Origin of the sequence: Legionella sp. (assembly GCF_049790535.1) — a bacterium.
In the GTDB taxonomy this organism is placed as follows: Bacteria; Pseudomonadota; Gammaproteobacteria; order Legionellales; family Legionellaceae; genus Legionella.
On sequence record NZ_JBAQZB010000008.1, the window covers coordinates 1 to 8778 of the forward strand.

Consider the following 8778-nt stretch of genomic DNA (forward strand, 5'->3'; position numbering starts at 1 on the left):
TGAGCAAGTAGAGGCCTACCGTACAGAACACGGTGCAAGCGTTAGTGCTATTGCTTTTGGCTATGCACTAGCAGGTAATCATGAGAAACAAAAAAAATACGACATTAATTGCTTGCTGGATAGTTACCTAAAAGAAAGAACAGCGGTAGTTGATTCTTCTGATAGGACAAAAGAGTATTTTCATGGAAGCTTTTTTGCCGTGTTTCAAAAAAGTTTTACCCAAAAAAGAGATGCAGTTACTGCTTTAAAGTCAGCGTTAAGCGGAGACAATGTTGATTTGAGTGAGCACTTATCTACTTTAAGAAATGGTACTTTAGGTAAAGAGCTTCGAGCATTCGTTAAATCAGGTATGGCTAATGCTTTAGTTGGAAAAGAAGTAAATACTGTAAGTGATTTTGTGCAGGCTCTTCAAGATAAAAATTCCAATCAACAACAATTTTCTTAATTACTTGTAAGGTGCTCTCACTACTCTGTGGTGAGAGTAAATCCCATCCGTTTATAGTTTCTTTACGTACCCAAAATTTCTTGGGTAGCGTTAGAGTAAAAACTCATCGAGTAACACCCCCTATTTTTCTGGTTAGTAATTTATCAAAGGAAAATCTTGCCTTAATTTCTATCGCTTATATAATAACTTCCTATAAGTTACATTCTCGGAAGTAAATAAATAGTATTACAAAGGTATTAAAAAATGATGAATAGCTGTAAAAATGAACTGACAGTAACTAAGAACAAACAAGAAATAATCGCAAGGGAACACGCGAAATTAAATAAGCTTATAAAGGATTATATGAAACAAGCACTATCACCAAGCACTATTAAATTCTACACCATTGATTTACGCATTTTTTCTGAATGGTGCGTATCAATGGAATTACAAACCCTTCCCGCCACTCCTGATACTGTTGCACGGTTTCTCGCACAGCAAACAAGCTTGGGAATTAAACCAGCAACCCTAACACGCAGACTCGCAGCCATCCGTATGGCACACGAAGCGAACGGACACGAAAACCCTACACAACACAAAGGTGTTAAAGCTGTTTTTAAAGGCATTAAGCGTGAGAAAGGTACTGCTCAAGAGAAGAAAGCACCATTAACAGCCCAACGCATGAAAGCCATAATTTCTCATTGCCCTGATACGCTAACAGGAATTAGAGATAAAGCATTATTGTTACTTGGTTTTGCAGGGGCGTTTAGGCGTTCAGAGTTAGTTACATTAACCGTAAATGATATTGAGCGTACACCAGAGGGCATTAAGGTAACTATTCGTAAATCAAAAACAGACCAGGAGGGTCAAGGGCAGGTTATTGCTATCCCCAATGGTGTTAATTTTCGCGTAATTGATGCGCTCATGAGTTGGCTTGATAAGGCTAATATAACCAAAGGCGCATTGTTCAGGCCAATTAAGAAAGGTGGGTTCATACAAGCAGGAGCATTAACATCAAGAAGTGTTGCCAATATCGTAAAGCAGTACGCAGGGCTTGCAGGGTTAACCGTTGATGATTTTAGCGGCCATAGTTTACGGGCTGGCTTTATTACCAGCGGGGCTGAGGCTGGTGCTGACCTGTTTAAGCTAATGGAGGTATCGCGCCATACTCATCCAAAAACAGTTATGGGTTATGTGCGCAACGCGAAGCTATTTGATAATCATGCTGGAGAAGCGTTTCTATAGCCTTCTACTCTAAGGTTTATAAAGAACTACTCTATTGATTCTTATTCTTGGATAGCGCGAGTCAAAGACACAGTGTTCTTTATAGAATCATAAAAAATAACCACATGATTATATAATAAAATTGTAGCTTTTTTGTTCTTAAATACCATGAAAATGCTTTGATGAGAGGGCTTAACGGGGTATGATTAATGGAAGTTTAACGATAGTAAATTGTTAAGCGACTCACGCAACCTAGATATCAATTACTTTCGCCGGTAGAGATATCTAAGTTGCCACTGGAGTGCTTTTAAGTTGGTGATTATATCCAAGTTGCATGTTTAGTAAAGCAACTTAGCCCACCTAGTTGTTATTTAAGCGTTTACACTGAGGAATGTCAACCCGCTTTTGGGGTCGAAATATACATTTGCACCCTGAAATATACGTTTATAACAACAATAAAGAAGCACTCTGGTTAATTATTAATATTAATTGGGGTAAGCCACATGGCAGTAGATAAAAATAATAATACAGAAATACTTCTCAAGCTGTTCGCTAATTTTCAGCCTCATTTAAATCAATTAACCCAAGTACAGCAACGCTTACTTAAAGTACTGATCGATCACCCTGACGGTATATCAAGCCAAGACTTCACCCATTTGACGAGTGTTCTAAATAAGAGCGACGTATTAGACAAAAAACTCAAATTAATTCTAGCGATTGAACATATCAAATTAGACGTCAGACGAAAAGGCAAAAATTATTATTGGTCTTTAAAGCCCGTGTCCTCTATTGAGGAGAACAGGGCATGAATATTTATCAATTTGAAAAAGGGTTCGAACAGAGAAAAAACAAAGCCACTAAAGATGCTTGGTTTAAACATGGGGTACGGACTGATTTAAATACTTTGATAGTGAAAACAACCAAACAAAATGAACTTATTGAACAACTTGTTAAGAAAATTGACTTCTTGAGTTCAGAGAGGAAAATATGAGCGCTATCAGAGGGACTGGAATCCCTCCAAATAGACTTAAAACACAGACAGATTATAAGGCAAATAATGCCGAAGTAATAGCCTGTGCTAGCGTTCTTTGGCCTCAAATATTAATGGCTCACGGAATAGCAGAACACTTTCTTTCTGGTAAGCACTCATCATGCCCAATTCATGCTGGTAAAGATGGGTTTCGCTTCACTGACGAAGGCAAAGGCTCATGGGTATGCGCTACGTGTACAAATGGCAAGTTTAAAGACGGTATCGACTTAATCGCCATGTACCTCTATAACAACAATATTAAAGAAGCCTTTAAAAGTGTTGCTAAATATCTAGGTTTAAGCCACGAGTCACAATTGCAAACAAATAATGTGAAGCAGCCCAGTAATCCTATTCAAGAACGTCATAACCAACAAGCTACAAAGCTCGAACAAGAACAAAAGCTGCTTACCAAAAAGAAAGTTGCTGGTGCTCATGCGGATAACATAATATCCAGTTGCGTTATGCGCCCTCATCCTTACCTACAAAACAAAAGCGTTAATCAGTCTGTATGGGTAAATACTAGAAACTACGAAATACATTACGAGAAAAATAATACTCATACTGGAAAAATAGAGAATAAAAAACAAACTATTTACGCTAATGCGCTAATAATTCACATCAATGACATAGGCAATCACCAACAGCTCATAGGAGCACAATTTATAAATGCTGATGGTAGCCGAGCATATATTGCAGGAACACCAATTGCAGAAGGAATTCATATCATAGAAGGCAATAATGACTTGCCGTTTGTTGGTGTGGTTGAAGGCTATTTAACTGGTTTAAGCGTGTTTATGGCAACCGGGGCTACCATTATCGTAACTTTCGATGCAAATGGAATGAGAAGCAAAGCAGAGCGTTTAAAGGCATCTTTTCCTGGTAAGCAATTGGTGTTCTTTGGTGATAATGACAGTAATAAACAAAACACAGGTAATGAAGCAGCACTCGAAGCAGCTACCAAAACAAACGGGTTAATAATAATACCGCCAGAAGCAGGCCAAGACTGGAACGACTATCACCATGGTTATGGTTTAGAGGCGACTAAAAAAGTGATTGTCAAACAATTAGAAGAACAAAGAGTCATTAAGGAATTAGACATGAATGTTGTAAACGATAATATTCTCGACCTAACAGCCAAATTAAAATTAAGTTATGATTTAGTTCCAAAAGACGAATTTCCTTATCTATCAGCAAAGAACAATCCACTAAATGTACCTGAAAATATTGAGTGCCTTCTTAATCATTATGGAATAAAGGTTAGATTTAACTTGGTTAGTAAAAGAATTGAAATAACCATGCCCGACAAAAAATACAGCAAAACTAATGAGAGCGAAGTTAAGCTAGCTGATATTGCTTCCTTATGCGTTAAGAATGGAGTTCCTAAAGCTGATTTACCTAGCTGGTTACTTTTAATAGCAGACAAACACCGTTACAGCCCTGCTATAGAGTGGATTAATAGCAAAACGTGGGATGGAGTATCAAGAACAAATGACTTCATTAAAACTGTTATAGCAGATAACCCTGAGCTGGCTAAAATATTAATCTACCGATGGATGTTAGGAGCAGTAGCTGCGGCATTTAGCGAGGACGGTGTTTCATTACCTGGCGTATTAGTGTTTCAAGGGACTCAAGGAATAGGAAAAACAGCGTGGTTTAAATCACTGGTTCCAATGTCTCATCATAGCTTAATTGTTGATGGCGTAACCCTTGACCCAAGAAACAAAGATTCAGTGATAGGTTGTACCAGCCATTGGCTTGTTGAGCTTGGTGAACTAGATGGCACATTCAACAAATCTGATTTAGCAGCGTTAAAGGCCTTCATAACCAAATCAACTGATTATTACCGTGTACCTTATGCAAGAACAGAATCAACAGCATCACGTAATACAGCATTTTTTGGTTCAGTAAATAACGCACAATATCTTGTAGATGAAACAGGGAATAGACGATGGTGGTCAATCTCTATAAAAGAAATTAACTACAATCATGACATGGACATGCAGCAAGTATGGGCTGAATTTAAGTGCTTACTCAATAATGGAGAGTCGTACTACTTAACGAAAGAAGAATCTAAACTTTTAACCGCTGAAAATGAGTTGTTTGAAACCATAGACCCAATGGAAGAGATGATACTTAACAAATTTAAATGGGATGAAAAAGAATATTACAATAAATCACATACCGCTGTGGAAGTATTGCAATTAATAGGATTTGATTTAACCAATCATAATGCTAAATCTATTGGCAAACGATGTGGAAATATTCTAACAAAGCTAACGGGTAAAAAAGCTTACAGGTCGAATGGTAAAAGTTGGTTTAACTTACCTAGACAAATAGCCCCATCTAACAATTCAGATTTTTTTAATCGAGACTAAATTAAAAGCAACAATACAAAAGGCCACTTTACGTGGCTTTTTTTTCAAATACAAAATATCAACCAGTGCATGAGCCAGTGCATCAAGTGCATCAGCAGTGCATCAACATTTTTTCTGATGCACTGGCATAAAACCCAATAGCAGAAAGGGTTATATACCATTTAGTGCATCAAGTGCATCAAAAACATATAAAAGACTTAAGGTACCTATAATGGTTATAAAAGAACTACAGCACAACTGTACATATTTTGTTATATAGGTAGGGGTATATATAGGAGTACATGCACTTTAATGCACTTGATGCACTGATTACCCTCAAAACCCTTACCAGCATTGGGTTTTAAGCAGTGCATGTAAAATTATTCTGATGCACTATTACCCCTAAATAAGGGCATCAATATATTCTCATGCACTTATTTAGGTTAAATTAAAGTCAATTTATAGGCACGTATCAGATAATTGCTTTTATTCTTAGCAAGAAGAACCTTCTTTTTTGGAAAGCAGATGTAAGCGAACTTTGGATAACTGATGAATAGTAAGGTTGTGAAACAAACAGGATATAAATAGGGTATGATAAAAGGGTTTTTACACCAGTACGCACGATAGCGCGCACGCACATCATGGGGTATGGAAAACAGGATGTTAAAAGTAATTAGCAATAAGAAAAAACAAAGAGGAACATGTAATGCAAAGACGCGAACAAATACGTTATGCAAGGCACCACCTGTTTGGGATAAGAAGAAAGATGAGCCTATAAATGGGCGCTGTAAGCTGCATGGTGGTTTATCTACTGGCGCACGAACAGAACAAGGACGCGAAGCAATACGCGAAAGCAATCGCAGAAGGGCGAAGATGAAACAATCATTTTCTGGTGAGCAAACTATTTAAAGGACTAAGTAAATGAATGCTACTGTCGCTAATTTGAAATATAAAACAGATAACAAACCAACAAAAACGACCGCTAAAATTATTAAATTCCCTCAAACCAAAAACAAAGGTGGTCGTCCGTCACCCTATACAAATGAGCTGGCAGATGAAATATGTATTGCCATAATGGATAGTGACAAAGGAATTGGGAGGCTTTGCAAAGAGCATAAGCACTGGCCAAGTAAGAAAACAATTTTTAACTGGCTTAAGAAAAACGAAGAATTTAAAAGGCAATATGCAATAGCCAAGCAAATCCAGATTCATGATTTAATGGATGAATTATTACAACTACCAGAAAAAACAGCGGGCTTGTCTGGTCGTAATAGAAGACGTCCTCTAGATGAAGATTCGATTTACCTTATACGGCTAGAGATGGATGAGATTAAGTGGAAAATGGTTCATCTTATGCCTAAAAAACATCACTACGAAAACGCTTGATTATATTATCTGGCTAGCAATTTATGTTGTGCCTCTGCTAATTAATGGATAAAATGTTATCCATATAGTTAGCATTGGAGTCTTTATAAATGGCAACAAAAGCAGTTCGCTACCATCTTCAACTTTCCGAGCATCGCACAACCATCTCATTGGATAAAATAATATCCGATTTAATGACTATAAAGCTGGGACAAAAGCCTGGAACAAAAGAAGCCCATCAAGCAATAAGGAAACAACTTGATACCTATATTGAGCGCGATAGGGGAAGATCGGGGCACGGATTAGGCCGATATGTCACAGAGCAAGCAGTATTGTTTATTTCGGATAAAATGTTATCCAATAAGTACTGGGAGCATTGGGAATCTGAGAATATGACCGCACCAAATGTACCCGTTAGCGTCAATTAACGTGTAATAAGCATAGGGGTGAGGAATGTACCCGCTTTGATGGTTAATGCTTTTTGCCATTACGCTCAAATGCTGAGTTAGTGCTGTGAGCCATCCATTGCACACACTTACAGCTACATACGAGGTATGTTGACCCATGCCTTGGTTCGAATTACCCTTGATTTGATTCTCGACTTTTCGGACAGATACACGAGAGGGAAAGTAACCGGGGTTTCGAGCTAAGTACGCCAGGCGTGTGCGTGCGCCATGAGGTATTGTGTTCTTGCGCCTGATGTTCGCGTCAGAGAAAGTGGTTATAGAGGAGAGGAATGTGAGCAAGTCAGCTTATATCAGAGTGCGAATAAAGCCTGAATTAAAGATGCAGGTAGACGCGGTATTTAGAGAGCTTGGTGTTACTACAACTCAAGTTATCGCTATGCTTTACAAGCAAGTAGTAAGAAATCATGAGATACCATTTGATTTAAGACCTAAGGCTATTAAAGAGGACAGAAAAGAGTGATGGTATTATCAATTTTAAATACCCTCTATATAAACAAGTAATAATCAACTATAATGCGTATAATCCACTCATTTTTTTACACAGGATATTCGCATGAGTACTAGAATAACATTGGTTGTTTCAGACGAGTTAAATGAAGCCCTTGATGAATTAGCAAAGGACACTGAAAGCTCTAAGAGTGATGTTCTTCGTAAATCTATTTCATTAATAAAAATGGCAGTTAATGAAAGGAAAGCGGGTAATCATTTAGGTGTCTTTGATAACCAACAGAAAATTGTAAAAGAAATTATAGGGTTCTAATTAATGCAACCAGACAATAATTCATTCCCCAAAGCAGCCTTAGATGCTTTTGCAGAAACAAAAAATCTTCGAATCAAGATCGAAAGCATTCATGACGAGCAGCAAGATGATGCCTTATTGAGACGGTTTAAAGATAAATGGTTGTTTTTGGTTACTTTGTTCCTTATTCTTGGCGCGTTTATAGGGCTTGTTTCGTTTGTTGTCTTTCGCCCTGACTCACCTCAAGCTGGTATAGCCATAAATAGTGGCATGGGCTTGGTAATGGCCTTGGCGGGTTATTACGTGCGTGGTAAAAATTAACGAAAACATAGCGAAGGCATGCGAATATGAGCGAAGAAAATTCGTTGCTTGGTACGCGAATTGCTGCGGAAATTGCAGGGTGTAGTGCTAGGCACATACAAAGCTTGATAAAGAAGGGCAAGCTTTCTGCTTCAAGGGATGATGGCGGAAACTACTTGATAGATAAGTCTGAGTTCTACCGTGTATTTCCTGATGCGCACACCAAGCGAACAGTAACGCACACTGACGAACAGGATTCGCGAACTGCTCTTGAGGTTGAAGTAAAATACCTCAAAGAGATGCTAGCCGAAAAGGCCAAGCAAAATGAGTTCCTTCATAAGCAATTAGAAGCTGCCAACACTGAGAAAAGCGCATTAATAGAGACACTCACCAGCAATCAAAAGCTTTTAGAGCACAGCAGCAAAGGCAAAAGGAAGAAGTTTTTAGGGGTATTATAGGCTAGACAATCGCGCAAGGAATAGCATTTCTAGATAATATTATGATATAATTAAGAACACATTGTTTTTTTGGTGATTACTTATGTTTGATGAAGTTTATAAAATAGCAATAGAATCCAATGATTTTGAAGAATTAAAAAGAGAGCTAAAAAAGCTTCATATTGATGCGATAGCTATAAAAAATGGCTTTTTTGTTACCGCTGGAGCTCAATTAGCTAGAGAAGGAAAACACAATAAAGTAGAGTGGATGCGACAGCTCGGTGCAGACGTTAGTGCTATTGCTCAAGGCTATGCACTAGCAGGTAATCATGAGCAAGTAGAGGCCTACCGTACAGAACACGGTGCACGCGTTGATGATATTGCTCAAGGCTATGCACTAGCAGGTAATCATGAGCAAGTAGAGGCCTACCGTACAGA

At 38.1% G+C, this 8778-nt stretch carries 13 protein-coding genes; all 13 read left to right on the plus strand.

The features are described from left to right. The coding region (locus tag WA877_RS00275; protein ID WP_425168945.1) for a hypothetical protein at nt 1-445 on the plus strand (445 nt) is incomplete at its 5' end. A gap of 342 nt (nt 446-787) precedes the next feature. Next, nucleotides 788-1669: a site-specific integrase gene (locus tag WA877_RS00280; RefSeq protein WP_425168946.1), complete on the plus strand. Its 882-nt coding sequence runs from the start codon at nt 788-790 to the stop codon at nt 1667-1669. 482 nt (nt 1670-2151) lie between these two features. After that, nucleotides 2152-2457 (plus strand): hypothetical protein, encoded by a 306-nt coding sequence (locus WA877_RS00285; RefSeq protein WP_425168947.1) that lies wholly within the window; start codon nt 2152-2154, stop codon nt 2455-2457. Beyond that, nucleotides 2454-2639: a hypothetical protein gene (locus WA877_RS00290; protein ID WP_425168948.1), complete on the plus strand. Its 186-nt coding sequence runs from the start codon at nt 2454-2456 to the stop codon at nt 2637-2639. Before WA877_RS00285 ends, WA877_RS00290 begins: the two co-directional genes overlap by 4 nt. Next, on the plus strand, nt 2636-5053 hold the full coding sequence (locus WA877_RS00295; RefSeq protein WP_425168949.1) for a VapE domain-containing protein: 2418 nt from the start codon (nt 2636-2638) through the stop codon (nt 5051-5053). The genes WA877_RS00290 and WA877_RS00295 overlap by 4 nt, the downstream gene beginning before the upstream one ends. Before the next feature lie 639 nt (nt 5054-5692). Continuing rightward, nucleotides 5693-5941 (plus strand): HGGxSTG domain-containing protein, encoded by a 249-nt coding sequence (locus tag WA877_RS00300; protein ID WP_425168950.1) that lies wholly within the window; start codon nt 5693-5695, stop codon nt 5939-5941. Between the two features lie 12 nt (nt 5942-5953). Further along, complete coding sequence (locus tag WA877_RS00305; protein ID WP_425168951.1) at nt 5954-6418, plus strand: hypothetical protein; 465 nt, start codon at nt 5954-5956, stop codon at nt 6416-6418. Nucleotides 6419-6507: 89 nt separating this feature from the next. Next, complete coding sequence (locus WA877_RS00310; protein ID WP_425168952.1) at nt 6508-6825, plus strand: hypothetical protein; 318 nt, start codon at nt 6508-6510, stop codon at nt 6823-6825. 310 nt (nt 6826-7135) lie between these two features. After that, nucleotides 7136-7324: a type II toxin-antitoxin system RelB/DinJ family antitoxin gene (locus WA877_RS00315; protein ID WP_425168953.1), complete on the plus strand. Its 189-nt coding sequence runs from the start codon at nt 7136-7138 to the stop codon at nt 7322-7324. Between the two features lie 93 nt (nt 7325-7417). Then, nucleotides 7418-7624, plus strand: coding sequence for a ribbon-helix-helix protein, CopG family (locus WA877_RS00320; RefSeq protein ID WP_425168954.1), 207 nt, complete (start codon nt 7418-7420; stop codon nt 7622-7624). Between the two features lie 3 nt (nt 7625-7627). Then, a complete protein-coding gene (locus WA877_RS00325) occupies nt 7628-7924 on the plus strand; it encodes a hypothetical protein (RefSeq protein ID WP_425168955.1) in 297 nt (98 codons plus the stop codon). A gap of 26 nt (nt 7925-7950) precedes the next feature. Beyond that, on the plus strand, nt 7951-8361 hold the full coding sequence (locus WA877_RS00330; protein ID WP_425168956.1) for a hypothetical protein: 411 nt from the start codon (nt 7951-7953) through the stop codon (nt 8359-8361). A gap of 82 nt (nt 8362-8443) precedes the next feature. Beyond that, on the plus strand, nt 8444-8778 hold a 335-nt coding region (locus WA877_RS00335; protein ID WP_425168957.1), incomplete at its 3' end, for a hypothetical protein.

Excerpts from the sequence above, each read along its gene's own strand:
- WA877_RS00280 (WP_425168946.1), top strand. The coding sequence starts at position 788 with ATGAAACAAGCACTATCACCAAGCACTATTAAATTCTACACCATTGAT.
- WA877_RS00285 (WP_425168947.1), top strand. The coding sequence starts at position 2,152 with ATGGCAGTAGATAAAAATAATAATACAGAAATACTTCTCAAGCTGTTC.
- WA877_RS00290 (WP_425168948.1), top strand. The coding sequence starts at position 2,454 with ATGAATATTTATCAATTTGAAAAAGGGTTCGAACAGAGAAAAAACAAA.
- WA877_RS00295 (WP_425168949.1), top strand. The coding sequence starts at position 2,636 with ATGAGCGCTATCAGAGGGACTGGAATCCCTCCAAATAGACTTAAAACA.
- WA877_RS00300 (WP_425168950.1), top strand. The coding sequence starts at position 5,693 with ATGTTAAAAGTAATTAGCAATAAGAAAAAACAAAGAGGAACATGTAAT.
- WA877_RS00305 (WP_425168951.1), top strand. The coding sequence starts at position 5,954 with ATGAATGCTACTGTCGCTAATTTGAAATATAAAACAGATAACAAACCA.
- WA877_RS00310 (WP_425168952.1), top strand. The coding sequence starts at position 6,508 with ATGGCAACAAAAGCAGTTCGCTACCATCTTCAACTTTCCGAGCATCGC.
- WA877_RS00320 (WP_425168954.1), top strand. The coding sequence starts at position 7,418 with ATGAGTACTAGAATAACATTGGTTGTTTCAGACGAGTTAAATGAAGCC.
- WA877_RS00325 (WP_425168955.1), top strand. The coding sequence starts at position 7,628 with ATGCAACCAGACAATAATTCATTCCCCAAAGCAGCCTTAGATGCTTTT.
- WA877_RS00330 (WP_425168956.1), top strand. The coding sequence starts at position 7,951 with ATGAGCGAAGAAAATTCGTTGCTTGGTACGCGAATTGCTGCGGAAATT.